The sequence below is a fragment of the Litoribrevibacter albus genome (assembly GCF_030159995.1).
Taxonomy (GTDB): domain Bacteria; phylum Pseudomonadota; class Gammaproteobacteria; order Pseudomonadales; family Litoribrevibacteraceae; genus Litoribrevibacter; species Litoribrevibacter albus.
This window is the reverse complement of the sequence record NZ_BSNM01000011.1, coordinates 241,826-267,700: the sequence shown is the minus strand read 5'-3', so window position 1 is coordinate 267,700 and position 25,875 is coordinate 241,826. Positions and strand designations below refer to the sequence as shown.

General features: G+C 44.7%; 22 protein-coding genes and 3 tRNA genes. 22 read left to right on the top strand and 3 right to left on the bottom strand.

Annotation, left to right across the window (positions count from 1 at the left end):
* The first annotated feature begins 97 nt into the window (after positions 1 to 97).
* The 12 genes from QQL66_RS08250 to QQL66_RS08190 all read left to right on the top strand — a co-directional run bounded on the left by QQL66_RS08250 (position 98) and on the right by QQL66_RS08190 (position 12,720).
* Positions 98 to 868, top strand: coding sequence for a thermostable hemolysin (locus tag QQL66_RS08250; protein ID WP_284380645.1), 771 nt, complete (start codon positions 98 to 100; stop codon positions 866 to 868).
* Positions 865 to 3,198, top strand: a complete 2,334-nt coding sequence (locus QQL66_RS21210) for an AMP-binding protein (protein WP_348524838.1) — start codon at positions 865 to 867, stop codon at positions 3,196 to 3,198. Before QQL66_RS08250 ends, QQL66_RS21210 begins: the two co-directional genes overlap by 4 nt.
* On the top strand, positions 3,188 to 4,024 hold the full coding sequence (locus tag QQL66_RS08235; RefSeq protein WP_284380644.1) for an SDR family oxidoreductase: 837 nt from the start codon (positions 3,188 to 3,190) through the stop codon (positions 4,022 to 4,024). The genes QQL66_RS21210 and QQL66_RS08235 overlap by 11 nt, the downstream gene beginning before the upstream one ends.
* A gap of 2 nt (positions 4,025 to 4,026) precedes the next feature.
* Positions 4,027 to 4,749, top strand: a complete 723-nt coding sequence (locus tag QQL66_RS08230; protein WP_284380642.1) for a tetratricopeptide repeat protein — start codon at positions 4,027 to 4,029, stop codon at positions 4,747 to 4,749.
* 128 nt (positions 4,750 to 4,877) lie between these two features.
* Complete coding sequence (locus QQL66_RS08225; RefSeq protein WP_284380641.1) at positions 4,878 to 5,540, top strand: response regulator transcription factor; 663 nt, start codon at positions 4,878 to 4,880, stop codon at positions 5,538 to 5,540.
* 10 nt (positions 5,541 to 5,550) lie between these two features.
* A complete protein-coding gene (locus QQL66_RS08220) occupies positions 5,551 to 7,005 on the top strand; it encodes an ATP-binding protein (RefSeq protein ID WP_284380640.1) in 1,455 nt (484 codons plus the stop codon).
* Between the two features lie 239 nt (positions 7,006 to 7,244).
* A complete protein-coding gene (locus tag QQL66_RS08215) occupies positions 7,245 to 8,276 on the top strand; it encodes a S1C family serine protease (RefSeq protein WP_284380639.1) in 1,032 nt (343 codons plus the stop codon).
* Positions 8,263 to 8,793, top strand: a complete 531-nt coding sequence (locus tag QQL66_RS08210) for a regulatory protein RecX (protein ID WP_284380637.1) — start codon at positions 8,263 to 8,265, stop codon at positions 8,791 to 8,793. The genes QQL66_RS08215 and QQL66_RS08210 overlap by 14 nt, the downstream gene beginning before the upstream one ends.
* Positions 8,794 to 8,907: 114 nt before the next feature.
* Positions 8,908 to 9,558, top strand: coding sequence for a paraquat-inducible protein A (locus QQL66_RS08205; RefSeq protein ID WP_284380636.1), 651 nt, complete (start codon positions 8,908 to 8,910; stop codon positions 9,556 to 9,558).
* A complete protein-coding gene (locus tag QQL66_RS08200; protein WP_284380635.1) occupies positions 9,522 to 10,181 on the top strand; it encodes a paraquat-inducible protein A in 660 nt (219 codons plus the stop codon). Before QQL66_RS08205 ends, QQL66_RS08200 begins: the two co-directional genes overlap by 37 nt.
* Positions 10,178 to 12,478, top strand: a complete 2,301-nt coding sequence (locus QQL66_RS08195; RefSeq protein ID WP_284380634.1) for a PqiB family protein — start codon at positions 10,178 to 10,180, stop codon at positions 12,476 to 12,478. Before QQL66_RS08200 ends, QQL66_RS08195 begins: the two co-directional genes overlap by 4 nt.
* 62 nt (positions 12,479 to 12,540) lie before the next feature.
* Positions 12,541 to 12,720, top strand: coding sequence for a helix-turn-helix domain-containing protein (locus QQL66_RS08190; protein ID WP_284380632.1), 180 nt, complete (start codon positions 12,541 to 12,543; stop codon positions 12,718 to 12,720).
* Between the two features lie 24 nt (positions 12,721 to 12,744).
* Here QQL66_RS08190 and QQL66_RS08185 read toward each other — a convergent pair whose 3' ends face one another.
* The gene (locus QQL66_RS08185; protein WP_284380630.1) at positions 12,745 to 13,695 is read right to left on the bottom strand and encodes a hypothetical protein; all 951 of its coding nucleotides are present in this window, start codon (positions 13,693 to 13,695) and stop codon (positions 12,745 to 12,747) included.
* A 530-nt stretch (positions 13,696 to 14,225) separates the two neighbouring features.
* On the opposite strand from QQL66_RS08185, the gene QQL66_RS08180 reads away from it, so the two are divergent.
* Entirely contained in the window at positions 14,226 to 15,239 is a 1,014-nt protein-coding gene (locus QQL66_RS08180; protein WP_284380629.1) for a DMT family transporter, read from the top strand.
* 93 nt (positions 15,240 to 15,332) lie between these two features.
* Here QQL66_RS08180 and QQL66_RS08175 read toward each other — a convergent pair whose 3' ends face one another.
* Positions 15,333 to 15,785: a YtoQ family protein gene (locus QQL66_RS08175; RefSeq protein ID WP_284380627.1), complete on the bottom strand. Its 453-nt coding sequence runs from the start codon at positions 15,783 to 15,785 to the stop codon at positions 15,333 to 15,335.
* Between the two features lie 329 nt (positions 15,786 to 16,114).
* On the opposite strand from QQL66_RS08175, the gene alaS reads away from it, so the two are divergent.
* From alaS to QQL66_RS08145, 6 genes are all read left to right on the top strand, one after another.
* The gene (gene alaS / locus QQL66_RS08170) at positions 16,115 to 18,739 is read left to right on the top strand and encodes an alanine--tRNA ligase (RefSeq protein WP_284380625.1); all 2,625 of its coding nucleotides are present in this window, start codon (positions 16,115 to 16,117) and stop codon (positions 18,737 to 18,739) included.
* 98 nt (positions 18,740 to 18,837) lie between these two features.
* The gene (locus QQL66_RS08165; protein ID WP_284380623.1) at positions 18,838 to 20,067 is read left to right on the top strand and encodes an aspartate kinase; all 1,230 of its coding nucleotides are present in this window, start codon (positions 18,838 to 18,840) and stop codon (positions 20,065 to 20,067) included.
* A gap of 292 nt (positions 20,068 to 20,359) precedes the next feature.
* A complete protein-coding gene (csrA, locus tag QQL66_RS08160; RefSeq protein WP_284380622.1) occupies positions 20,360 to 20,545 on the top strand; it encodes a carbon storage regulator CsrA in 186 nt (61 codons plus the stop codon).
* Between the two features lie 70 nt (positions 20,546 to 20,615).
* Positions 20,616 to 20,705 (top strand) — tRNA-Ser (locus QQL66_RS08155).
* 67 nt (positions 20,706 to 20,772) lie between these two features.
* Positions 20,773 to 20,849 (top strand) — tRNA-Arg (locus QQL66_RS08150).
* Between the two features lie 73 nt (positions 20,850 to 20,922).
* A tRNA-Arg gene (locus QQL66_RS08145) sits at positions 20,923 to 20,999 on the top strand.
* Between the two features lie 159 nt (positions 21,000 to 21,158).
* Here QQL66_RS08145 and QQL66_RS08140 read toward each other — a convergent pair.
* A complete protein-coding gene (locus QQL66_RS08140) occupies positions 21,159 to 22,112 on the bottom strand; it encodes a tRNA dihydrouridine synthase (RefSeq protein ID WP_284380621.1) in 954 nt (317 codons plus the stop codon).
* 328 nt (positions 22,113 to 22,440) lie between these two features.
* Between QQL66_RS08140 and QQL66_RS08135 the strand changes: the two genes are divergently transcribed.
* The 3 genes from QQL66_RS08135 to QQL66_RS08125 are packed head-to-tail and all read left to right on the top strand — an operon-like array spanning position 22,441 to position 25,842.
* Entirely contained in the window at positions 22,441 to 22,689 is a 249-nt protein-coding gene (locus QQL66_RS08135; RefSeq protein WP_284380620.1) for an OadG family protein, read from the top strand.
* A gap of 57 nt (positions 22,690 to 22,746) precedes the next feature.
* Positions 22,747 to 24,525 (top strand): sodium-extruding oxaloacetate decarboxylase subunit alpha, encoded by a 1,779-nt coding sequence (oadA, locus tag QQL66_RS08130; RefSeq protein ID WP_284380619.1) that lies wholly within the window; start codon positions 22,747 to 22,749, stop codon positions 24,523 to 24,525.
* 15 nt (positions 24,526 to 24,540) lie between these two features.
* Positions 24,541 to 25,842 (top strand): sodium ion-translocating decarboxylase subunit beta, encoded by a 1,302-nt coding sequence (locus QQL66_RS08125; protein ID WP_284380618.1) that lies wholly within the window; start codon positions 24,541 to 24,543, stop codon positions 25,840 to 25,842.
* Positions 25,843 to 25,875 lie beyond the last annotated feature (33 nt).

Below are 25,875 nucleotides of genomic sequence, written 5' to 3'. Positions count from 1 at the left end.
TTTAATCAAATAACCTGTCCTTTCTTAAGTTTTCCTTAAGGTTTGGTTCCTATTCTGGATTTAAAGAATGAAATGAATCCAATGAAAGGACTGAATCATGAACAAATCTACATTGCCTTCCTATGAAAGAGACCCTCTTTCACCTTTGGCACCAGAGCCGCGTTTGCATTCGGTTAAATCATCGCCTTTCCAAATTCAAAAGAAAGATGAGCATTCATCTGCATCTAGCCTAAATTCAAAGCCTGCCGCGTTTGAAGTGGTAGAAGCTGCAGCGAATGGTCGAATTCGCCAGGCATCTGAATCCTTTATCCAGCAAGTATTCGGTGAAAAATATAACGCTGAAGTGAATGTCTTTTTGATGCATTTGGTTGCACTGTTTAAGTCAGGCTCCATTGCATGTGTGGTGGGTTATCAGGCAGCAGATGAGGTTTCAAAACTGTATCTGGAACAGTATCTGGATGCCCCCATTGAACAGGTTATTGCACAGGTAACCGGTCAGACGCCTGGCCGAAATCAAATCGTTGAAGTTGGCAACCTTGCCTCGACCAACCCTGGATCTTTCCGCCAGTTGTTTTTCTTGTTGTCAAAATTGTTTTACCAACAAGAGCATCAATGGATCGCGTTTACGGCCTCTTCTTTTTTGTTAGAGACGTTTGATGCGTTTGGGGTTGAGTGGACTGAGATTGCTAAGGCCGATCCGTCGAAGTTGGTTGATCACTCTTCTGATTGGGGATCTTACTATCAATCATCGCCATCGGTGATCGTTGCGAATGTTGGTAAAGGCATCAGCCGTTTAATGGCTAATCCGGTCTTTCGTAGGATGTTTGATCAGGCACCTGAAATCGTTGTTGAAGGGGAGCGTTCATGAAATCAATGAGACGTGCCAGTTTGCCTTTTGCTGAGGTTTCTAATAATGCTGATTCGCCCTCGGTGATGTTGCAGCAAATCATGCAAGTGGCTGAACGTACACCAAACCAGGTGGCATTACGTGGTGTCGATGTAAGTAGTAATGCTGCAAATGGTAATGCTGTAAATGGTGTCGAGAAAACCTTGACCTTTAAAGAGCTTAAAGAAGCTATTAATACCTTTAGTTTGATATTGAAAACCCGAAAGGTGAAGCGTCTAGCTCTGATTGCGGATAACTCGTTTGATTGGGTCATCATTGATTTAGCATGCATTGATGCGGGCGTTGGTTTATTACCGATACCTTTGTACTTCACTGAAGCCCAACGAGATCATGCTATCAGTAACAGTGGTGTTGATGCGTGTGTGAGTTTGAATTCAGAGCAAGGCATTGAAAAAGCTCAGTGGACAAGTTATATCGTTTCGCCAGAGGCAACAGATATTTGCTATGACAAGATTACTTACACCTCTGGTTCTACTGGTACTCCAAAAGGTGTCCGCCTTGAACAGGCATTAATTGATGATGTGGTGACCTCATTATCTACAGTGGTTGATGGGGTGACCAGTGACCTGCCTCGTCACCTCTGTACGCTGCCATTAGCGACCTTGCTGGAAAACATTGCCGGTGTGTATGTGCCTCTAACGAAAGGTGGAGAGGTTATTTTACTGCCTTGTTCGCAATTGGGATTTGAAGGTTCCAGCCGAATTAATCCTGAGATCTGGGCTTACCAATTAGCCAAGTGGCAGCCGAAGTCGATCATCCTCACTCCTGAGCTATTAAAGCTGCTTGTTTATGTGAAGGAAAAATTTGGTGTACGTCTGGACTCGTTGGAATTTGTGGCTGTCGGTGGTGCAAAGGTTTCAGATGCGTTGCTTTCTCAGGCCAGTGACGCAGGCATTCCTGTTTTTCAGGGGTACGGTCTTTCTGAAGTGGCTTCAGTTGTAGCATTAAACGCTAATACTGATCGGAGCAGTAAACCTTCGAGTGTGGGGAAACCACTACCTCATTTAACGGTTCAAATTGCGGATGATGGCGAGATTCTCGTTAGCCCAAAATCCTCTCCAGACAAAATCATTCACACTGGTGATCTTGGGCGAATTGATGATGACGGCTGTTTATATGTGAACGGCCGCAAGAAAAATCTGCTCATTTCCAGTTTTGGCCGCAACGTCTCTCCTGAATGGATTGAAAGTCAGGTTTTGGCTTCTCCTTTTGTTCACCAATGTTTAGTGGTGGGAGACGGACAGCCAATGTTGATGGCATTGATTGTACCCACGCCGCTACTGGAATCAGCGCAGTCAGCCAGGGCCATCGAACAACATCTTAAAGCAATGAATGTGGGGCTGCCTGATTATGCCCAGGTAAAGCACTGGTTATTGCTTAGCAAACCTTTTTCTGCTGAGAGCGGAACCTTAACACCGAACGGACGCCCTCGACGACAACAGATCATTCAGCACTATCAAAACGAAATTCAGAATAAGTATCAGGAGATTTCCATCATGCAGGCGGATCAATCAATAGAGCCTAAAGGGGCTAAGCCCTCAAATACACAGATCCCATTCTTTAAACAATTATGTGTCGGAACTGAGCAGGCAAGACAACGTTTGTTGAGTAATCCAATGTTTGCGGCGGCAGAACAGGGCAACATCACCAAAGAAGATTATGTGGCTTTTTTAGAGCAAGCCTATCATCACGTGAAGCATACCGTTCCATTGCTGATGACGTGTGGTGGTCGATTGTCGGATTCTTATGAATGGTTACGCGAGGCGGTCGCGGAATACATTGATGAAGAGAAAGGCCATCAAGAGTGGATTTTGAATGATATTGCGGCATGCGGGGGCGATAAGGAGCGGGTTCGAGTGGATGACCCCTGGCCGTCTACCGAATTGATGGTGGCTTATGCCTATGACTCGATTCAGCGAAAAAATCCATTGGCATTTTTTGGCATGGTGCATGTGCTTGAGGGAACCAGTGTTTCGGTAGCGACGGCTTTGGCGAACAAAATTCAGACGACGCTTGATCTGCCAAACCAAGCATTCAGTTACTTATTTTCTCACGGCAGTTTGGATTTAGAGCATGTGGATTTCTTTGAGCAATTGATGAATAAGGTAACGGACGAACAAGATCAAAAAGCTATCATTCATGCAGCGAATCAGTTCTATGAACTCTATGGAAATATTTTCAGACAACTAGCGGATGCCAAGCAGCAACGTGAAACGTCTACGAAAGAAACTCCAGTAGTGAAATCGGCCAGAACAGATGATCAGGCTGAGGGGGTAGAACATGTCGTATAGTGGAAACTCATTGGCGATGTCTGACATGTTTGTACTCTTGACCGGTGCGACGGGAGGCATTGGTGAGGCGTTAGCCCAGGCACTGGCGCAGCGTGGTGCAAACCTTGTATTAACAGGTCGCAATACCAGTAAACTTGAGCAGTTAAAGACCTGTCTTAAGGTACGTTTTCCTGAATGTCAGGTGACTTGGATTCCTGCAGATTTACGCTCTGAAACCGGTATTTCTAATTTGGTTGCCAAGATTAAAGAGAGCAACCTTAAGATTAATGTGTTGATTAACAATGCCGGGGTGTCTGACTTTGTTGAATTTGAAAGTCAGTCTGCTGAAGAAATCTTCAAACAATTGGACTTGAATCTTAGATCTCCAATTTTGATGACTCAAAAGTGTTTGCCGCATCTGAAACTGCATCCAAGAAGCATGATTGTGAATGTAGGATCGACCTTCGGTAGCATTGGCTATCCAGGCTACAGTTTGTATTGTGCATCGAAATTTGGTTTACGCGGCTTTTCTGAAGCCTTGTCCAGAGAACTGCATGATTCGAGTGTGGATGTTGTCTATGTAGCACCGAGAGCTACCCAAACAAATATCAACAGTGCCACGGTCGATTTGTTAAATCAGGATTTAGGCAACGACGTTGATTCTCCTGAGTTGGTCGCTCAGCAGATTGTGTCTGCAATGGAGCGGGGACGACCTCAAACTTTCTTTGGTTGGCCGGAAAAACTGTTTGTATTAATTAATGCCATTTTTCCAAATCTGGTTACCCAATCTATCTCTAAACAATTGCATACCATTAAAAAATATCTCGACGTGAGTGGGAGGGCATAATTATGTGGTCAATTTTAAACGTTAATAGATCATCTGCAGTACGAGTCGGCAGAGCCAAGGGATTGTTCTTTTATGTGAAAAATCTATTCAGTGTTTTGTTGGGAAGTTGTCTGGTTTTCTCTTCAGCATTGGTCTCAGCTAATAATGAACTCTCAGACGAAGCATTGGCATTGGCTCAGGAATGGGCGCATATCCAGTATGAAGTGCCGAAGCAAGATAAGCTGGAACAGTTTGAGCAGTTAATTGATAAGGCGCATCAGTCGTTGGCTGCTCATCCAGATCAACCAGATCTATTGATCTGGAACGGTATCATTACCAGTGTTTATGCGGGTGAAGTCGGGGGCTTGAGCGCGTTAGGCAAAGTGAAGGAAGCGAAAGCGTATTATGAACAGGCGCTAAAGATTGATGAGCGAGCTTTAAACGGTTCTGCGTATGCCAGTCTTGCAACCTTGTATTACAAAGTCCCAGGCTGGCCTTTATCCTTTGGTGATAGTGATATGGCGCGCGAATATTTTCGCAAGGCGTTAGAGATTGCGCCCGACAGTATTGACAGTAATTATCTGTATGCGAGTTATTTGGTCGAAGAAGACGGTGAAGACAGCTATGATTTAGCTCGTCAATATTTGCAGAGAGCAATGGCGTCTGATCCAAGACCATTACGCCCATTGGCGGATCAAGGTCGCCGACAAGAAATTAAGCACTTATTGGATCAGCTGAAAGAATAAGCGTTAATCGTAAAAAAAGACTAAGGCTCTTTGGTCGTGCCAGCCAAGGGGCCTTGTCTATTTGTAGGTTATTTGTAGATGAGTAGCAGATAGTTATGTTCATTGGACGGGGTTAAAAGGAGACGCGTGTGCGTATTTTGTTGGTGGAAGATGATGAACTCCTGGGCGATGGTTTGTCGTCAGCATTGAAGATGAGTGGAAATACCATCGATTGGGTAAAGGATGGGGTGTCTGCGTTACATGCTATTTTGTCTGAAGCCTTCGATTGCGTTGTTTTGGATTTGGGATTGCCGGGCATGGATGGTTTGGATGTGCTTAAGAAGTGTCGAGCACAACACAAGCAAGTGCCGATTATGGTTTTGACGGCACGGGATCAAATACAGGATCGGGTCAAAGGATTGGATTTAGGCGCCGATGATTACTTACTTAAGCCGTTTGATATTGATGAGCTGGAAGCCAGGCTGCGGGCTTTGGTTCGACGCTCGGGAGGATCCGCACGTCCCGAGATCGAGTTAGGGGATGTCGTTATTCTTCCTGATCAACGACGCGTATTGAAACAAGGCCAAGAGGTGACGCTCAGTCGCAAAGAGTATGAACTTCTGTTTGAGTTGGCATCTCACCCGGGCCAAGTGTTTGAGCGCAGTCGCTTAGAAGAGCTTTTGTATGGTTGGGAAGAAGATTTGGAAAGTAATGCGATGGAAGTGCATGTCCATCATCTACGGAAAAAACTGGGGAAAACCCTGATTAAAACCGTTCGCGGTATCGGTTATTGTCTTAACTTATCTGAGTAATGAATTCCTTATGACCTTTCTATTCGGGCGTCGAAGCATTCGTCAGTTCTTACTGGTTTCATTGATATTGTTGGTGTCAATTGCTGGTAGCTTAACGGCGTTTTTCAGTTATCACGAAACCAAAGAAGAAGTGGAAGAGTTATTTGATGCGGAGCTGGCTCAGATGGCGCGGATTCTTCAAAGCATGATGGCTCATTATCTGAACTCGCCGTATTTAGACTCTCAAACGAAAGAACAGTCTACTTCGATGTTGCAGTTTCAACCATACCTGAGCTTTGAAAAGGATAAAGCGTTAGAAGAGGCCCATGAACAACAGGAGTACGAAGAGAGCTTAACTACCAAAGGTCACAAATATGAGAAGAAGCTGGCGTTTCAGGTGTGGGGAGCCTCCCAGCAGACGTTGATTACTTCAGATCCTTCCACAGAATGGAACCCTGAAACCCTGCTGCCTGGGTACTGGGATATCACCGTGTCTAAACGCTTGTGGCGAATTTTTGTGTTAAAGGATGATCAATCCGGCCTGACTATTCTGGTGGGTCAACGACGTTCAATTCGTGATGGCATGGTGACGGAAATTGGGGTGAGCACTTTGATGATTCCTTTGGTACTTACTCCGTTATTAGCGATTTTAGTGTGGGTGCTAGTGGGATACGGATTAAAACCCGTTCGTGTGATTTCCAAGGAGTTAAAATATCGGGATTACTCCAACCTGAATGCCATCAGTCGCGAGGGTGTTCCGTCTGAATTAGTGATACTGGTGGATTCGATGAATGCGCTATTTCGACGAGTATTAAATTCAGCGACCCGGGAACAACAATTCACCGCAGATGCCGCTCATGAACTCAGGACGCCGTTGGCAGGGACAAAGATTCAATTACAAAATGCCTTAAGAGTGGCTGAGTCAGAAGACACAAAGAAGTTTATTCAACAATCCTTAAAAGGCATTGATCGATTAACCGGTATGGTCGAACAACTCTTGATGTTGAGTCGATTGGATCATCAGAAAACACTTCAGGACAAGCAGCCGCTTAACCTCACTTTGGTCTGCCAGGAGGTAATGAACGAGTACTCGAACGAAGCCGCTGACAAACATATTGTTTGGGACGTTCAATGTGATTCCGGTGTAAGTGTAGAGGGGAATCCGGGAGCTATTCGTATCTTATTTAAGAACTTAATTGAGAATGCCGTTCGTTATACCAATGATAACAGCACTATTACCGTTAAAGTGCAGGCTGAAAATGTTCAAATATTGGATCAGGGGCCGGGAATTCCTAATGAAGAACTTGATCGTGTTATGGAACGGTTTTATCGAGCGCACGATGTTCAGGGTATGGGGAGCGGTTTAGGCTTATCAATCTGCCAACAAGTCGCAGAAATGCACGGTATGCAGTTGTACCTAGCGAATCGTGATGATGGCATTCATGGTCTGTGTGCTACGGTCGCATGGGGTTCGGAAGCACTTTAGTGATAGAGCGCCTTTAACTCTGGATATTTGTCACGTTCAGAAGGTGTTACATTCAGAGATGACGTCATTGATTTATCTGTACACTGTCTATACACATATAAAATACGAAGTATGTGTAAATCTATAAGTTCGTTAAACAGGTAAGCTCGTTAAAAAGGTAAGTACGTATCCATCTACAAATACGTATAAATCTGCGAATATATAAACTTCTGCATCTTTGAATCTTTGTAGGTAAGCGCATGATGGTTAGGTGGTTTAAGAGTTTCTTTGTTGTCTCTTCGTTAGTGCTATTCAGTGTAATCAGTTCCAGCACGTGGGCCGTAGATGTCAGTGAGGGTTACCTGAAAATCATGAACAGTGTGGTGGTATTAAAAACCATCGTTCATGAACAGCAGGTTTCACCTCAAGGAATTACCGAAAAGAAAACCTCTGAATTAGGTTCCGGGGTGATTATAGATCCCAAAGGCTTGGTGTTAACGGCGTCTCATGTGGTGAATCTGGCCGAGAGTATTGAAGTAACCTTTAAGACGGGCGAAACCACGACTGCAAAGGTGGTGAGTAGTTCCTATCTGGCCGATGTCGCGTTGATTCAGTTGGAAACAGTACCGGAATCCATATCCGTATCCAGTCTGGGAGATTCCGATAAGTTAAAGGTAGGACAAGAGGTCTTTCTTGTCGGCGCGCCATACGGACTGGAGCATACCTTGTCGGTAGGTAATGTCAGTGGTCGTCGGGTCTATGATGATTTGATTTCGATGGAATTCATTCAAACCGATGCAGCGATCAATTCGGGCAGTTCCGGTGGCCCGATGTACACCACCGAAGGTGAGTTGGTGGGCATCGTCAGTCATATCCGTTCCCGATCGGGTGGAAATGAGGGGCTGGGCTTTGTTGCCAGTATCAACATGATTGAAGATCTTCTGCTCAATCGTCCGCCTTCCTGGATTGGTGCGGACATCATCCCAATCAAAGGCGAGTTGGCTCGGGCGTTGAATGTTCCTCATTCACAAGGGTTGTTAGTTCAGCGCGTCGCGAAGGGGTCACCTGCGGAGCGTTTGGGGTTAAAACCGGGAATTTTGCCGGTGCAGATTCCGGGAGCGGCAGACATCATGATTGGTGGTGATGTGATTATTCAAGTTGGGCCTCATCCGATTTTTGTCTCTAAAGACGGATTCTTGAATGTCCGGGACTACCTTTCCAGTCGAGATGGACCATTGCAGTTAACGGTTTGGCGCGGTGGAGAGTGGGTGATTTTGTATGGAGAAAACTGATAGCCAATCTGAAAACGACTCTACTGAGTCGATGAAGAAAACGCTCTATAGTGAGCTTAAAAATAAAGCCATTGGCTTGTTAGCTCGCAGAGAATACTCATCTCAAGAATTGACATCTAAGCTACTCTCTCATTCTCATTCTCATTCTATGCCCATGGATGACGTTGCGATCATCGTGGCGGATGTGATTGAACAGCTGCAAGGTTTAGGGTATCAAAGCGATTATCGATTTACGGCCATGTTCATCAGGCATAAAGCTCAGACGGGCAATGGCCCGTTAAAAATTTCTCGTGAGCTGTCCTTCAAAGGTGGTGATCGGGCTTTGTTTGATCAGGTTGTGGAAGAGGAGCAGATCGATTTCTTCGAGAACGCTTTGGCATTAATGCAACGTAAGTTCTCAATTGAGCAGCTCAAAGACTACCAAGCTTACCAAAAAGCATTTCGCTATTTAGCTAATCGAGGCTTCACCACCGACCAAATCAAATACGCGAAAGAAACGTTATTAGAGGCCGAGTGAATTCTCAGTCAAAAAACGCCTAAAGGTTTGCTTTTCCTTCCCCATATAATCAGGCTATTCTATCGTCTAAAAAAGAACCCTCAATACTGAAACTCTGATAGGAAATACGTCAGGATGACTAAGAGCATTGAAATGATGGTGTGTCATGAATGTGACCTCTTAGTTTCTATTCCCGCGCTTAATGAAGGTAACTCTGTCAGTTGCCCGCGTTGTAAGGGTGCACTGATCAAACACTATCGAAGTCGTTTATTACCCCCGTTATTAATTGCATTCAGCGGCTTACTGCTATTTATTCCTGCCAACTTTTTACCCATCATGACCTTATCAATTCTGGGGAACGATGGTGAAAATACCATGGTCAAAGGGGTCTTCCGATTGGCTGTTGATGGCTATTGGTGGATGGCAATTCTGGTTCTTTTTTGCAGTATAGTGGTGCCCCTGATTAAGTTTCTACTGGTCTTCTTTGTCTCCTTGAGAGCCTATCTTAACTGGTGGGGCAAGGATGTTATCTATGCACTGAGATTACACAAGAAAATAGAAGCTTGGGGGATGCTGGATGTGTATTTGATCGCCATCCTGTTGTCTTACATTAAGCTGATGGACATGGGCGACATTGTGATCGATATCGGATTGTTCTGCTTTTTGACCTTCTTGGTTCTGGATATTTTAGTCACTACCCGATTTGAACCCGGTGAAGTGTGGCGTCGAATGGAAAAGGAGGGCAGCGATTGGATCAGTTTGTCGTCGCAAAAGACCAAGGCTTAGTTGGTTGCTCTGTTTGTCATCATACGATGAAGATGCCTGCCGAACAGTCTTTTGCTCAGTGCTCTCGTTGTGGTCATAAGGTGTTCTTTCGTCAGCCAAAGAGCGTTTCAACCACCTGGTCATTAGTACTGACCGGATTTGTACTCTTCGTGTTAGCCAATGTTTACCCGATCATGACGGTGACATATCTCGGTTCTGAATCAACGGATACCATTATCTCTGGTGTTATTGCTTTGATTGATATGGACATGGTGGCCATTGCGATGATCGTGTTTATTGCCAGTATTGCAGTGCCTTTGTTGAAGTTATTAGCCTTGCTTATTTTGCTGATAGTGGTCGATCGAAAAATTCCACTGAATCAACATCAAAGTGCGCTGGCTTATCGCATTGTTGAAGTGATTGGTAAGTGGTCCATGCTGGACTTATTTGTAGTATCAATTTTGGTAACGCTGGTGGATTTAGGTGGCATCGCCAGTATTACGGCGGGTACCGGTGCGACTGCATTTTCTGCCGTTGTTGTTATTACCATGATGGCTGCCCATGCGTTTGATCCTAAATTAATATGGGATCTGGACACTAGGTTAGACCCAACCAACCCTACTAAGATCAAGGAAGAATCGTGACAGAGAAAACTGAAATCGCAACCGCTGTTGTGCACGAGAAAGAAGGTGTTTCCATCTACTGGTTATTACCGGTACTTGCTCTCTTAATTGCTGGTTGGTTGGTTTATAAAAACCTGGTGGAAGGGGATATTGAAATCCAGGTTAATTTGGACTCAGCCACTGGCCTGGTAGAAGGAAAAACGGAAATAAAATACCAGGGCATCAGCATTGGGGTTCTGGACAGTTATGAGCTCGATGCGAAAGATTTCAAAGGTATTCTTGCCACCCTACGGGTGAAACGATTTGCTGAACCCTTGTTAACCAATGCCAGTCAGATTTGGTTGGTGCGACCGGAAGTAAATTTCAGTGGTGTCTCGGGGCTGGAAGCATTGGTATCGGGTAATTATTTTCAGCTCTTATATCAAGAAGGGACTCCAGCCCGGAAATTTAACGCATTAGATCACCCGCCAGTTCAGGCAAAGGAAGGGGGAGGCTTGGAGCTGACGTTAATCAGTGAGCGTTTGGGGTCCATTGTGCGTGGCGCTCCGGTACTGCATCGTCGAATTGAAGTGGGTGAAGTATTGGATTACAACTTTGATGAAGATTTTAAAAAGGTCGCGATAAAAATTTTCATCAATCCAGAGTACGTTGACATCATCAACTCAAATACCCGGTTCTGGGAAAGCAGTGGCTTGGCGTTCACCGGAGATTTCTCCGGCTTTAAGGTACAAGTGGATTCACTGGCGTCATTAATTACAGGTGGCATTTCCTTGGATACGCCGGATTCACAACACGGGGCGAGTGAAGTCACTAATGGTCAAAAGTTTACACTTTATGAAGATTTTGATTCAGCCCATACGGGGATTCTCGTTTACGTAAAATTTAAAACCGCCAAAGGATTACGGGTTGGTTCTACGGAAGTGCAATATAAAGGCGTGACAGTGGGTAAAGTGATTGATGTAAAACCTACTGCTGGTTTGGATGGCATGATTGCAACCATTTCAATGGATCCAAGGTCTGAACCTGCTTTGAATGAAAGCATGAAGTTTTGGCTACCAAAGCCTGTGATCAGCTTGACTGAGGTGTCTGGAATCGAGAGTCTATTGGGCGCCGGGGTTATTGAAGTTGATGCGTCGTTAACAGGTAAACCGCAGCATCGGTTCGTGGCTTTGGATCAGCCGCCAAAGAGGGATAAATCGACACCGGGTCTACACATTACGCTGAAATCCAGTTCGCTAAAATCTATTGATCGAGGCACGGACATTCTGTATCGAAATATCCCGATTGGTGTGGTGCAGTCCTACGAGTTATCGAAAGATCGTCAATCTGTGTTGTTGGATGTCTTTATTGAGCACGATTACGAACATCTGGTAAAACAAAATAGCCGTTTCTGGAATGCGGGTGGTGTGGAAATCTCTGGTGGTTTGGAAGGAATCAAGGTCCGAGCACCTTCCGTTCAAACCATTCTGGCGGGAGGCATCGAACTCTATACGCCAGAATTTGGCAACAAAAGCCCAGCCAAAGATGGAGAGGTGTTTGATCTCTTTTCCAGCTATGAAAGTGCACACTCTGAAGGTGTTCAAATTTCGATTCATTTTGATGATGGCAGTGGTTTGAAAGTGGGCACAGAAGTTCAGTATCTGGGAGTATCCGTTGGTGAAGTAAAAGCGGTTGCTCTTAATCCTGATCTCAATGGCGTTATGGTTGATGTCTTGCTGTATCCATCTGCCCACCAGTTAGCTCGTGAAAAGACACAGTTTTGGTTAGTTCAACCTGAGTTAAGCCTAGTCAAGACGGCGAACTTAGGCACCTTGGTAACCGGGAAATACATTAGCGTGTTGCCGGGTGGAGGTAAGAAGACGAATACCTTTAAAGGCTTGCTTAATAAGCCGGTGAAAGAAGAGAAATCCCGAGGATTAAATATTGTTTTGACGGCTGATCGTTTGGGGTCCATCAAAGAAGGTGTGAAGCTGTACTATCGGGATATTGTAGTAGGGGAAGTGACCGCGACGGCGTTATCCGAACAAGCTACTCAAGTCTACATCTATGCCAATATTGAAAGCCGTTACACTCCGTTAATCAAACAAAATACCGTGTTCTGGACAACCAGTGGTATTGGGTTTGATTTCAGCTTGTTCGGTGGTGCGAAATTGAAGACCTCGTCATTAGAGTCCATTCTTGAAGGCGGGATCGCACTTGCGACACCACCGGAGAGTGTAATGGGAGGTGATGCCGCACCTGGAGCTCAATATACCCTCTACGCAGAGCCGAGCGATAAGTGGTTACAATGGGCTCCTCAAATCCCGCTGACTCAGTAGCAGAAATACTAACACCAACTATACTGATCTCATCATCAATAATAACAATGGAGATGTGACCAATGTCAGAAGGTTTGTTGTCTGTAAAAGAAGTGGCTGACAAGCTTGGAGTGTCTGAGTTTACGGTAAAACGTTACGCCAAAGAGAACTTGATTGCTTCTGTAAAAGAAGGTGCTGAGTTTAAATTCAAACCGGCAGATGTCGATAGGTACATCGAAATTACTCAGAAGTTGAATGGTTAGTATCGGAAGATATAGAGTCTGGGGTTAATCGTCAGGCTCTGAAAAATCATCAAAGTTCATAACAAACTCCCGCAAGCCTACAGGTAGTTGCGTCAGGTTTAATTCTTCCAAAGAGAATCGCTTTTTCTCAATAAGTAGATTGAGAGCTCGTTGATCAAATGAACTGTCACCACTTGGTTTAATCAGCACTAGTTTTCGAATTTCACCGTATTCGGTTAGATACAGCTTAATTGAAGTCATTAGTTTTTTTCCTGAAACAGGAGGATTCCAGTCGGCCTCCATTTGTTTAGACATTTGATAAGCTATTGGGTTGTACAGTTGGTTAGTATCTAAGCCGTCCTCAAAGCCAACGACTCCTTGCTCTGCTAAATCTATATCACTTAATAGCTGGCCACTGTTTGTAGATAACGCCTCCTGAATTTCAAGACTGTTCTGCCTGTTCATAATTTCTTGGAGTAATGGGTTGGACGATACGGGTGTTTGTTTAAGGTCTGAGGTGTTCCCTCGAAATGCTTGACTGGTACTTGAAGCACCTACACTAGCTTTCTGTGCTTTCTGTGCTTTCTGTGCTTTCTGTGCTTTCTGTGCTTTCTGTGCTTTCTGTGCTTTCTGTGCTTTCTGTGCTTTCTGTGCTTTCTGTGCTTTCTGTGCTTTCTGTGCTTTCTGTGCTTTCTGTACTTGTTTGAGCGATTCTGGATTGGGGGTGTTTTTACTCTGATTGTTATTGGTTATTGTATTTTTTGGAGGGCTTGGCTGTTCCTGTGTTGAGGCTGTACCTTTAGGCTTGGTGTCGTTATTAGATGTTAATGACTCTAGAAAGGGGTCTTTGTTTACTTTTTTGGGACGATCTTTATTCTGAGGCTCTTCTGGCTCTTCTGGCTCTTCTGGCTCTTCTGGCTCTTCTGGCTCTTCTGGCCTTGCTTTGGCGATTGGTATGGTGTGTTTTTTCTCAAGAGAAGTGAGTTGGATAGTCAAAGTGTTTGAATGTTTTAGGGAGGGAAGAAAAAAATCGAAGTTCGGCGCGAGCGCTGCCACAGCCATATGTACCAAAACACTGACCGTACAGGTTATCCATATAATTCTCTTATTATTGTTATTCAATGTTTTCGTCTTCTCATCGAGAAACGGATTATCAATAGTTCAGCGTAGCAGGTGAACGTTCTGAAGTGCCCGAGGGATAGATTAAAAACTAAACAATAAATAATAAAACTTTGGCTTGTTATTTTAGTCAAGCTTTGCAAGACTGATGCTTCATTCATTAAGAACACATAGCTCTCATGACGACTTTCAATTTTAACGCCATTGCACGAATTGTATGCCGAGTTGCGCTCGCACTCGTCATGTCTGCGCGTTGGTTGAAGGCCATCCCGCTGCGGTGTTTTGGTTGAATGAGTTAACCCTCGAATTTCTAAAAGCCGCAGACTCAGACTGCGGCTTTTTTGTTTCTGCCGCCGTTTTTCTGTTGCTTCCGAAATTCATACATTTTTATGAAAAGGAGTCACACAATGTCTATCGCAATGGCCTACATTACGGTCATTCTTGTTTGGACCACGACGCCATTGGGCGTTACCTGGAGCAGTGAATCAATTCATCCGACCGTGTCGGCGCTAGTTCGAATGACAATCGCGGCAATGCTAGGCTGGTGCTTATTACGAGCGATGGGGAAGTCTCTAGAGTGGTCTAAACCTGCGATTAAAAAGTACTTGTATGCTGACATTGGTATTGCGCTGTCTATGTACACGACCTATCACGCAGCGGGCTTGATTCCAAGTGGTTTGATTTCTGTGTTGTACGGCTTATCACCTATCTTTTCTGCAATGTTCGCTCTGTGGATTTTAAAAGATCCAATGCCTGTGTATCGCTGGATAGCTTCGGTGATTTCGCTGGTGGGTTTGGTGGTTATTTTTGGTACAGACATAACCTGGGGTGAGGATACCGTTAAAGGGATTGGTTTGCTGTTGCTGTCGGTGACCTTGTTCAGTTTAAGCGGTGTCTTGATTAAGCAAAGTGAGCACAGAAATGGTCACTTGGAACAAACTGTGGGTGCGCTTGTGTGTTCTGTTCCCATCTACTTGGTGATCTTGCTTATTGAACTCGCTGGCATGAGTTACGAAACCAGTGTTCGGGAGGTGATAAATCAAGCAGTAGCAGGGGCCAGTTTAGTGTCTGATCGATCCATTGGTGCGGTAATTTATTTAGCCATTATGGGGTCACTGGTTGGTTTTATGTGTTATTTCCATATCCTGTCTGTGCTTAAACCCAGTACCGTGGCTTTGGTGACCTTGGTCACGCCAGTGTTGGCGCTGATGCTGGGTGTTGTTTTTAATGGCGAAGTGGTGACGCAGCAAGTGTGGATTGGCACGTTTGTGATTCTCTCGGGATTAATCTTGTTTAATTGGGGGGAACGACTATTTAATGGCCTGGCGTTGATTATCGAACTGTTTTGCCGGAGTAGGGCAGCGATTCCGAGCGAGGACATTGCGTCTGAAATGACATCCGTTTCTGTATCTGAAAGATAAAAAAAGCCTGCATTAATGAGGAGTTGAATATCCCTCGTCGATGCAGGCTTCTGAATAAACTTAACGCTTTAAGGCGTTAATTTAAGTGGGCGTCTATGGTAATTGGTTGGTCATTACATAGCGCAAAATATCAACAACCTGTTCAGGTGTTTCACAAACAGCTTGGGCAGCTGCATCCACTTCTTTTAATGGGTGAACAATGTCAGAGCCATGCATTACGATCAATGATTTGCCAAGGGCTGCGGCATAACCTGCATCAAAAGCTGCATTCCACTGCTTGTATTTATCACCAAAACGAACCACAACAATGTCCGCATCCGAGATCAATTTGCGAGTGCGAAGGCCATTGATTTTGGATGCCTTGTGGTCTTTCCAAAAGTTGTTGGTTTCTGCGCCAAGAATCTTATCGCCACAGTCGTCACTGTCTTCATGACAGGTGTTAGGAGCTGAAATTTCTATGTCCAAACCGGCTTCTTGGACGCCCTGTTTGATGGTTTCACGCCAATCGGTATGAATTTCTCCTGATAAATATACACGTAATTTCATTTCTAACTCCTCATCAAATTTGTGCTTTTTCGCTGGTGGCAAGAATGTCGTAAAAGCGATTCAGAGTCAAAATTCAAAGGGATCGCAAAACCTCACTATAATTCATCAGAATTTTTCTGGTTCGAGGTGTTCATTGAGTGTGCAAGTGCCTTGAAACTCTATATACTGTGCTGTTCTTTGGTTATCGCCTTAAGCGGATTGATACGCTCATTTGAGCGTCCGTGGTGTGGACAGTTTTTTGTGGTTTTGATGGTTTTCAAAGCCCTCTATAAGATTAGAAAATATTTAAAATAAGATCGCCGGGAAACGGCGTCGATGATGGACGATTTATGAAAAGCTCAGAAATTCGCCAAGCCTTTTTGGACTACTTCAATAAACAAAATCATGAAGTGGTTGAAAGTAGTTCTTTGATTCCGGGTAATGACCCGACTGTTATGTTTACAGTAGCCGGTATGGTTCAGTTTAAAGACTGCTTCCTAGGTAAAGAAAAACGCAGTTATACCCGTGCAACCACATCTCAGAAGTGTGTGCGTGCAGGTGGTAAACATAACGACTTGGAAAACGTGGGCTTTACTGCTCGTCACCATACCTTCTTCGAAATGCTGGGTAACTTCAGCTTTGGTGATTACTTTAAAGAAGATGCGATTCGTTTTGCTTGGGAATTTCTTACCTCTAAAGAATGGCTGAACATTCCAACGGAAAAGTTGATGGTCACCGTGTATCACGACGATAACGAGGCCTATGAACTTTGGAATAAGAAAATGGGTGTTGCGGAAGATCGCATTATCCGTATCGGCGACAAAGGCGAAAAATACAATTCTGATAACTTCTGGGCGATGGGTGATACTGGTCCATGTGGACCGTGTACTGAGATTTTCTATGATCATGGCCCTGAAGTGCGGGGTGGACCTCCAGGTTCTCCTGAAGAAGATGGCGATCGTTTCATCGAAATTTGGAACCTGGTGTTCATGCAGTACAACCGCACTGCGGATGGTGTAATGGAACCGCTTCCAAAACCATCTGTTGATACCGGTATGGGCTTGGAGCGTATTGCTGCGGTTATTCAGAATGTTCACTCCAACTATGAAATTGATCTGTTCCAGCATCTGTTAAATGCGGCAGCTAAGTTACTGGGTCAAACGGATACCACTCAGGCTTCTCTTCGAGTAATTGCGGATCATATCCGTTCGTGCGCGTTCATGATTTCAGATGGTATTACACCTTCGAATGAAGGTCGTGGTTATGTGTTGCGTCGTATTATTCGTCGTGCGGCTTTGCATGGCCATAAGCTGGGTGGTGAAGAACCGTTCTTCCATAAATTGGTTGCTGCGCTTGTGGACGTTATGGGCGAGGCCTATCCGGATCTTGCTAAGAATCAAGAGCTAATCGAACGAGCACTTCTTAAAGAGGAAGAGCAGTTTGCAAAGACTCTGGATCAGGGCGTTAAGATCTTCGATCAAGCGGTTGAAGAAATGTCTGGAACCGAAATTCCTGGTGAGACGGTATTTAAACTGTATGACACCTATGGCTTCCCTCTGGACTTAACAGCAATGGTTGCGCGTGATCGTGGCTTAACCATTGATGAAGCTGGCTTTGACGTTGCAATGAATGAGCAGCGTGAGCGTGCTCGTGCGGCCAGTAAGTTTGATGTCGATCTAACGGCAAAAGTGACTCTGGATAAAGCGACTGAGTTTACCGGTTATGATCATTTAGATGGTCAATCAACGGTGGTTGCTTTATTAAAAGCGGGTGAAGAGGTTTCTTCGTTGGCTGCTGGCGATGATGGCGTTGTGGTTTTGGAAGCCACTCCGTTCTATGGTGAGTCTGGTGGTCAAGTAGGTGATTCAGGTCGCTTGTTGGCAGACGGTGTTGAGTTTGTTGTTGCTGATACTCAAAAAGACGGCGCTAACCATCTTCATATTGGTAAGCTAAATTCAGGTTCTATCAAACTTGGTGACGTACTCGGTGCTGAGGTTGATAAAACAGCTCGTCAAGCAACAGCCTTGAATCACTCAGCTACTCACTTGTTGCATGCCGTATTGCGTGATGTTCTGGGCGATCATGTTGCACAGAAAGGTTCATTGGTAGATCCGGAAAAACTACGTTTTGACTTCTCTCACTTTGAAGCGGTAACGCCAGCACAAATTTCTGACATTGAAGCGCGAGTAAATGGGTTGATCTCAGAAAATACGCAGGTTTCAACGGAAGTGATGGATATCGACAGTGCGAAAAATAGAGGCGCAATGGCTCTGTTTGGTGAAAAGTACGACGATGAAGTGCGTGTTCTTTCAATGGGGAACGATTTCTCTATTGAATTGTGTGGTGGTACACACGCTAAGCGCACGGGTGATATCGGAATCCTTAAGATTACTTCTGAGTCCGGTATTGCTTCAGGCGTTCGTCGTATCGAAGCGGTGACTGGTGAAGCTGCTTATAAGCGAACACAAGAATCGGATGCAATTATTAGTGAGATTGCTGGTCAACTAAAAGGCAGTCGTGATTCTGTTCTGGAAAAAGTTCAGCAAATGATTGCCAAGTCTCGTCAGCTTGAAAAAGAGTTAGAGTTGGCAAAAGCAAAACTGGCAAGCTCAGCAGGTAATGATTTGGCTGGCCAAGCGATTGAAGTTGCTGGTGTTAAATTGCTGGCAGCGAAACTTGAAGGCGCTGATCCAAAAGGATTGCGTGATTTAACGGATCAACTTAAGAACAAGCTTCAATCAGGCGTAATTTTGCTGGCAGCTGTCAATGATGACAAAGTGAGCTTGATTGCGGGTGTGACAAAAGACCTTACAGGTACCGCTAAAGCAGGTGACTTGATTAAGTTAGCTGCTGAAAAGGTTGGCGGTAAAGGCGGCGGTCGCCCTGATATGGCTCAGGCAGGTGGTAATGATCCTGCGGGTGTAGATGCTGCACTGGAGTTGGCAAAAGACTGGGTGGCAGAAAAGTTTGCTTAAGCTCAGGTTTTGAAGTGACTAAGTGTTTTAATATTTAACTTTTGGGCGTCTTGGTGTTTAATGGGCGCCCGTTTCTCGGTCAAGATAGATCATCAGATATGGCATTAATAGTTCAAAAGTACGGTGGTACATCCGTAGGTACTGTCGAAAGAATCGAAGCTGTTGCGGAAAAAGTAATCAAATTCCGTCAGGACGGTCATGATGTCGTGGTCGTTGTGTCGGCAATGAGTGGTGAAACTAACCGTTTATTAGGTTTGGCCTCCGATGTGATGGAGCGTCCAGATCCTCGTGAATTGGATGTGTTGGTTTCAACGGGTGAGCAAGTAACCATCGCATTGCTGTCTATGGCATTGAAAAAGCGTGGTTGGGATGCTCGTTCTTATACCGGCGGTCAAGTAAGAATTCTTACAGATGATTCACACGGTAAAGCTCGAATTCAAAGCATTGACGGCGAGAAGATGAAAAATGACCTTAATGAAGGTCGCGTTGTTGTCGTTGCTGGTTTCCAGGGCGTTGATGAAGCAGGCAATATTACTACGCTAGGTCGTGGTGGTTCTGATACCACTGGTGTGGCATTGGCGGCTGCTTTGGGTGCGGATGAGTGTCAAATTTACACTGATGTTGATGGTGTTTATACAACAGACCCTCGTGTGGTTGAAGATGCCCGTCGACTTGAGAAAATTACTTTTGAAGAAATGTTGGAAATGGCGAGTCTTGGCTCGAAGGTTCTGCAGATTCGTTCTGTGGAATTTGCGGGTAAATATAAGGTGCCATTGAGAGTGCTTTCCAGCTTTAAAGAAGGGCCGGGTACTCTAATTACGATTGATAATGAGGAAGATGATTCAATGGAACAGCCACTGATCTCTGGTATTGCGTTTAACCGTGATGAAGCGAAGTTGACCCTGGTGGGTGTACCGGATATTCCTGGTGTCGCATCTCGTATTCTTGGCCCTGTTGGCGATAAAAATGTAGAAGTGGACATGATTGTTCAGAACATTGGCCAAGACGGTACAACTGATTTTACGTTCACTGTGCATAGAAATGAGTTCGAGAAAGCAGAGGAAATTCTGCAACAGATCTGTGCAGACCTAGGTGCGCGTGAAGTGGTTGGTGATAACAAGATTGCTAAGGTTTCTATCGTAGGCGTTGGTATGCGTTCACATGCTGGTGTTGCTAGTACTATGTTCCGTTGCTTGGCGAAAGAAAACATTAATATTCAAATGATCTCTACCTCTGAAATTAAAGTTTCAGTGGTTATCGACGAGAAGTACCTGGAGCTAGCAGTACGCAGCCTTCACAGTGCGTTTGAGTTGGCTGAGAGCGAATAAGTTGTCTTTCTTGAAACGAATTAATTGTATTTAAGAAACAATAAAATTTTGAATTCTTCTGTCTATGGTCAATACTTGCTAACTAGTGGGTAAGAAGTTGACTTATATGTTGTAAGTTAAATCCTAAAGAGGATAGACCGTAGCAGAAAACCCAAGTTGGCTTCGCTGCTTGTATGAACTAGTTAGTAAGAGTGAAATCAAACATTATTAACTGAATTGCTTGGGTGGCTGCATGACAAGGCGGATATGATCGTCCTGTCAGTGGACAAGGAATTATAACAAGGAGAAAGATATGCTTATTTTGACACGTCGCGTTGGTGAAACGTTGATGATTGGGGATGATGTTACTGTTACCGTTCTTGGTGTAAAAGGGAATCAGGTTCGTATTGGTGTTAATGCTCCAAAAGAAGTGGCTGTTCACCGTGAAGAAATTTATCAGCGCATCCAAAAAGAGAAAGAGCAGGACGCAAACTCATAAAAATCTTACATTTTTTTGAATTTGGGTCTTTTCTTTTCCTTTTTTCATGGTAAGATGCAGCCCGTGTTTTGGAGAGATGGCCGAGTGGCTGAAGGCGCGCCCCTGCTAAGGGCGTATAGGTTAACACCTATCGAGGGTTCGAATCCCTCTCTCTCCGCCACTTTAGCCGGATAGAAATAAAAGCTTGCAATTAACTTTTTGATCTATATAATGCCGGCCCACGTTAAGCACCCGTAGCTCAATTGGATAGAGTACTCGGCTACGAACCGAGCGGTTAGAGGTTCGACTCCTCTCGGGTGCGCCACTTAACTTTCTGGTAATGAAGTTAAAGATGGTGAAGCGTCAAGTTACCTCGACCGGATGGATCTGGTTATTACGCACCCGTAGCTCAATTGGATAGAGTACTCGGCTACGAACCGAGCGGTTAGAGGTTCGACTCCTCTCGGGTGCGCCACTTAATTTCTTAATTTCTTAATTTTTTAATCTTTCTGTTCAGTCTTTTCTAAATACCTGATGTATTCTTTTTAGATTTCGTGTTTGATTGAATTTTATTTTTTAGAAATCAAATGGTTGAAGTCGAAAATAAATCTAGCGTAATGCTTCCGGCTTCCGGCTAGCGCCTATCTATTACCTCAAAAACTTCTGAACGTGTTTTAAATCGCTTCACTTGGTCGAATATGGTTTTTGCTTCCGTGTACTGCCAGCTAAGCATGTGAAGCCATTGCTTAAGGCGGCCTGTAATTTGGATGTCGTGCCGGGCTGTTCCGTTCGGTTCGCAGGCATCGTAAAACTCTGTTAAAAGAGGTTCGATCTCTTCCCATTGAGGGAGGGGGGATTCAATGCCATTTTGGTAATCACGGATCTGTTTACTTAAGAAGGGGGATGCAATTGCGCCCCGTCCAATCATGACATCATCACAACCACTGACTTCAATACACTCTTTATAGTCTTCTAGAGTCCAGATATCACCATTAGCAACCACGGGGATGGATAGGGAATCACTGATTTCTTTAAGGAAGTGCCAGTGAGCAGGAGGCTTATACCCTTGAATTTTTGTTCGTGCGTGGATAACGAGTTCGTCAGCACCTGCAGCTTCTATTTGTTGGGCTAGTTTCAGTGCGCCTTTATGACAATCCCAGCCCAGTCTCATTTTTGCCGTTACGGGAAATTCACTCGGGACTTCTTCTCGAACAGTTTTGATGATTTGAAAAATGCTTTCAGGTTCTTTTAACAGGACAGCGCCGCCTTTGTGCTTATTCACAGTTTTAGCGGGGCAACCAAAGTTCAAATCAATGCCTGGCGAGCCAAGCTTAACTGCCTTTCGGGCACTACGTGCCAGGGTTTCGGGATTGTTTCCCAAGAGTTGTACTTTTACCGGTGTGCCAGACGCAGTTTTACTGTTTTGATGGAGTTCCGGGCAGAGTCTGTAAAAGACTTTTGCTGGGAGATGTTGGTCAGTAATGCGTATAAATTCAGAGACGCAAAAATCAAATGCTCCAACTCTTGTTAACACTTCTCTCAGAGGGGGGTCTAAAACGCCCTCCATTGGAGCCAGTAATATACGCATAATTTGTACCAGTATGGCGAAAAATACGGTTTATTAAACCGTAAGGGATTGAAAATCGCGGTATTCTATCTGAAATTGGCGATTTTTCATTCATTTATTACACTTGGATGCGATGTTAATGGTTTGTCAATATTGCGTAAAAAAACTTTACTCGGTAAAGTAGAGCCGTTTTGCTGGCTGAGTTGTCTAATATTTGTACAGACGGTCAAGTGAGTATCTAATCGCACTGAGCAAAATGTAGGATGTATGACTTACCCAGTCATACAGCGGGAGCCCTGAGTCCATCCGACGAAAGGGACTAAACTACGGTTACCATGAAGGAGACCGCATGTCCGAATTAATGAGTGAAGGCATTACATTGATGCTATTAGGTATGGGATTCGTATTCTCATTCCTGGTTGTTCTCATTTATGCCACAACTGCGATGTCCAAAGTAGTTGTTAAATTTTTCCCTGAACCGGAACCTGCTGCACCAGCACCAGTAGCTCCACCTGCTAACACAGGCGGCGGTGTTGATCCAAAATTGCTGGCAGTATTAAAAGCTGCTGTACAGGAACATCGTTCACGCCAAAAGTAGTGAATGATTGAATAAGCACGTTTAACAGAACGTTTTTTTAGGAAAGGCCATATACCCATGACCGATAACAAAAAACCTCTAGGAATTACTGACGTAGTATTGCGTGACGCACACCAATCTTTATTTGCAACGCGTATGCGCATCGACGACATGCTACCTATCGCCGAGAAACTGGACCAAGTAGGCTACTGGTCTTTGGAATCTTGGGGTGGTGCAACTTTTGACTCATGCATTCGTTTCTTGGGCGAAGACCCTTGGGATCGTATTCGTGAATTTAAGAAAGCAATGCCAAATACAAAGCACCAGATGCTTTTACGTGGCCAGAACTTGCTAGGTTACCGTCACTACGCAGACGATGTGGTTGAGAAGTTTGTTGAGCGTGCCGCTACAAACGGTGTTGACGTATTCCGCGTATTCGACGCGATGAACGATCCTCGTAACCTTGAGACTGCTATTAAAGCTGTTAAAGCAAATGGTAAGCACGCTCAAGGTACATTGTCTTACACAACCAGTCCTGTACATGGTATGGACTCTTGGTTGTCTTTGGCAAAACAAGTTGAAGATTTAGGTGCCGACTCTATTGCCATTAAAGATATGGCGGGCATCATTAATCCTTACGAAGTTTTTGAGTTGGTTTCTCGTCTTAAAGCAGAAACTGATCTTGAAGTTCAACTTCACTGTCACGCAACGGCAGGAATGTCAGACATGGCAATCCTGAAAGCGGTTGAAGCGGGTGTTGACCGTGTTGATACTGCAATCTCTTCAATGTCTGGTACTTATGGTCACTCTGCAACTGAAACTGTTGTTGCAGCGATGAAAGGTACAGATCGTGACACTGGTCTTGATCTATTGCTTCTAGAAGAAATTGCTGCTTACTTCCGTAATGTACGTAAGAAGTACGCTAAGTTTGAAGGTGCACTTCGTGGTACAGACTCACGTATTCTTGTTGCTCAAGTACCAGGTGGTATGTTGACTAACATGGAAAACCAATTGCGTGAGCAAGGTGCTTCAGACAAGTTTGATGAAGTACTGAAAGAGATCCCACGTGTTCGTGAAGATCTAGGTCACATTCCTCTGGTAACACCAACTTCACAAATCGTTGGTACTCAGGCTGTACTGAACGTTCTTACTGGTGAGCGTTACAAGTCTATCTCTAAAGAGACTCAAGGCATCCTGAAAGGTGAGTACGGTGCAGCACCTGCTCCTTACAATGCTGAACTTCAGGCTAAAGTACTTGAAGGCGGTGAGGCGATCACTTGTCGTCCAGCAGATCTTCTAGAGAACGAACTAGACAAAATCATTGCAGATGTTGATGCACTTGCAGCTGAAAAAGGCATCAAGCTTGCGGCTGAGAAAATCGATGATGCTCTGACTTATGCGTTGTTCCCTCAGGTAGCTCCTAAGTTCCTTGAGAACCGTGGTAACCCGGATGCATTCGAACCAGCTCCAAAAGGCGCTGAGGAAGATACCTTCACAGTTACTGTAGACGGTAACGAGTACGTTGTTAAAGTGAACGACGGTGGTGATGTTACTGATTTGGCTCCTGTAAACGGTGCGCCTCTATCATTCGGTGGCTCTGCTCCAGCAGCCGGCGGTGCTCCAGCGGCTATGCCAGCCGGTGGTGGTGATCCTGTTCCATCTCCTCTTGCAGGTACCATTTGGAAAATTCTTGTTCAACCTGGTCAACAGGTAGAAGAAGGTCAGACGCTGATGATTCTTGAAGCGATGAAGATGGAAACTGAAGTAAGTGCAGCGAAAGCTGGTGTTGTTGGCTCTATCTCTGTGAAAGAAGGCGACGCTGTTAAAGTTGGCGATACTCTTCTAACGCTAGGTTAATAAGGGGCTGACTTAATGGAAAACTTATTAAAACTTTGGTACTCCTCAGGGCTGTACAACATGGATATTGGCCAGTTGGTCATGATCCTTGTTGGTCTTCTTCTATTGTATCTTGCAATCAAGAAAGGTTTTGAGCCTCTTTTGTTAGTTCCTATCGGTTTGGGCGGTATTCTTGCGAATATTCCTCAAGCTGGTTTGGCTTATAACGCCCTTGAGCAAGCATTACACATTGGTACGCCTGAATTCCTTTCGCATATTGCAGGAATTGTGGGTGTAAATGCTGATCTTGGTTATAAGGCAGTCATGGAAGCTTACCATTCTGCGCCTCATGCAACGCAAACTGTTGCTATGAATGCTGCGTTGGATGCAGGCTATACCCACGGTATGCTTTATCAATTCTACTCAGTAGCGATCGGTAGTACGATTGCTCCGCTTGTGATCTTCATGGGTGTAGGTGCAATGACTGACTTTGGTCCGTTATTGGCTAACCCTAAGACGCTAATGCTTGGTGCTGCAGCTCAGTTCGGTATTTTTGCTACCGTATTGGGTGCTGTGGGTATGAACGAGCTTGGCATCATGGAGTTTACTATCGATCAGGCGGCTGCAATTGGTATCATCGGTGGTGCTGATGGCCCTACTTCGATCTTTGTTGCTTCTAAGTTGGCTCCTGAGTTCTTGGGTGCAATTGCTGTTGCAGCTTATTCATACATGGCATTGGTTCCTATGATCCAGCCGCCAATTATGAAGGCTTTGACTACACCTCAAGAACGTGCAATTCAAATGACTCAGCAGCGTCATGTAACTAAGACTGAGAAGATTGTATTCCCTCTGGTTGTTCTAGTATTGGTTGCTTTATTGCTTCCTGATGCGGCACCTCTATTGGGTATGTTCTGTTTCGGTAACCTAATGAAAGAGTGTGGCGTAGTTGATCGTCTAAGTGATACTGCTCAAAACGCTTTGATCAACGTAACGACCATCTTTCTTGGTCTATCTGTTGGTTCTAAACTGGTTTCTGATAAGTTCTTGGCTGCTGAAACGCTAGGTATTATGGCACTAGGTATCGTTGCGTTTGGTATCGGTACCGCTTCTGGTGTATTGATGGCTAAGTTAATGAACAAGCTATCTAAGACGCCTGTGAATCCATTGATTGGTTCTGCAGGTGTATCGGCAGTGCCAATGGCCGCACGTGTATCCAACAAGGTTGGTCTTGAAGCGAATAAGCAAAACTTCTTGCTTATGCACGCGATGGGACCAAACGTTGCTGGTGTGATCGGTTCTGCGGTAGCAGCGGGTGTGATGTTGAACTACTTACGCTAATCGCTTAAGCGTTCAACCGCGCATCAAAAAGCC

Bases quoted from the DNA above. Each gene is read 5' to 3' on its own strand.
- QQL66_RS08250 (WP_284380645.1), top strand. From the start codon at position 98: ATGAACAAATCTACATTGCCTTCCTATGAAAGAGACCCTCTTTCACCT.
- QQL66_RS21210 (WP_348524838.1), top strand. From the start codon at position 865: ATGAAATCAATGAGACGTGCCAGTTTGCCTTTTGCTGAGGTTTCTAAT.
- QQL66_RS08235 (WP_284380644.1), top strand. From the start codon at position 3,188: ATGTCGTATAGTGGAAACTCATTGGCGATGTCTGACATGTTTGTACTC.
- QQL66_RS08230 (WP_284380642.1), top strand. From the start codon at position 4,027: ATGTGGTCAATTTTAAACGTTAATAGATCATCTGCAGTACGAGTCGGC.
- QQL66_RS08220 (WP_284380640.1), top strand. From the start codon at position 5,551: ATGACCTTTCTATTCGGGCGTCGAAGCATTCGTCAGTTCTTACTGGTT.
- QQL66_RS08215 (WP_284380639.1), top strand. From the start codon at position 7,245: ATGATGGTTAGGTGGTTTAAGAGTTTCTTTGTTGTCTCTTCGTTAGTG.
- QQL66_RS08210 (WP_284380637.1), top strand. From the start codon at position 8,263: ATGGAGAAAACTGATAGCCAATCTGAAAACGACTCTACTGAGTCGATG.
- QQL66_RS08205 (WP_284380636.1), top strand. From the start codon at position 8,908: ATGACTAAGAGCATTGAAATGATGGTGTGTCATGAATGTGACCTCTTA.
- QQL66_RS08190 (WP_284380632.1), top strand. From the start codon at position 12,541: ATGTCAGAAGGTTTGTTGTCTGTAAAAGAAGTGGCTGACAAGCTTGGA.
- QQL66_RS08180 (WP_284380629.1), top strand. From the start codon at position 14,226: ATGTCTATCGCAATGGCCTACATTACGGTCATTCTTGTTTGGACCACG.
- QQL66_RS08175 (WP_284380627.1), bottom strand. From the start codon at position 15,785: ATGAAATTACGTGTATATTTATCAGGAGAAATTCATACCGATTGGCGT.
- alaS (WP_284380625.1), top strand. From the start codon at position 16,115: ATGAAAAGCTCAGAAATTCGCCAAGCCTTTTTGGACTACTTCAATAAA.
- QQL66_RS08165 (WP_284380623.1), top strand. From the start codon at position 18,838: ATGGCATTAATAGTTCAAAAGTACGGTGGTACATCCGTAGGTACTGTC.
- csrA (WP_284380622.1), top strand. From the start codon at position 20,360: ATGCTTATTTTGACACGTCGCGTTGGTGAAACGTTGATGATTGGGGAT.
- QQL66_RS08140 (WP_284380621.1), bottom strand. From the start codon at position 22,112: ATGCGTATATTACTGGCTCCAATGGAGGGCGTTTTAGACCCCCCTCTG.
- QQL66_RS08135 (WP_284380620.1), top strand. From the start codon at position 22,441: ATGTCCGAATTAATGAGTGAAGGCATTACATTGATGCTATTAGGTATG.
- oadA (WP_284380619.1), top strand. From the start codon at position 22,747: ATGACCGATAACAAAAAACCTCTAGGAATTACTGACGTAGTATTGCGT.
- QQL66_RS08125 (WP_284380618.1), top strand. From the start codon at position 24,541: ATGGAAAACTTATTAAAACTTTGGTACTCCTCAGGGCTGTACAACATG.